Raw genomic sequence first — 270 nt, forward strand, 5'->3', positions numbered from 1 at the left:
CCAAATCCTCGAAATATTTAATTGAATGTTCTATTTCTGTTATATCATTCATTAAGCTAGTGTTGCGGGTCCAAATCTCTCGATTTTGAAGGATTTTTATTCCCGTTGCTGCTGAAGTATAATGAATAAATTGAATACGTGAACGTTTTGCTCGATTTTCTCGTCTTTTTCCTTCTGGAAAAAGAATATCTGCCATTTTTGATCTAATATTATTCATGATTTCTCCTCCGTGCCTTAGTAATTGTCAGTACAGTAACCTAGCTGATCTAG

General features: G+C 34.1%; 1 protein-coding gene. It reads right to left on the minus strand.

Going from position 1 to position 270, the window contains the following annotated elements:
* A partial coding sequence (locus JTN19_RS15780) for a hypothetical protein (RefSeq protein WP_206934587.1) occupies positions 1–196 on the minus strand: 196 nt, incomplete at its 3' end.
* Positions 197–270 lie beyond the last annotated feature (74 nt).

Origin of the sequence: Roseococcus thiosulfatophilus, from assembly GCF_017311575.1 — a bacterium.
GTDB lineage: Bacteria > Pseudomonadota > Alphaproteobacteria > Acetobacterales > Acetobacteraceae > Roseococcus > Roseococcus thiosulfatophilus.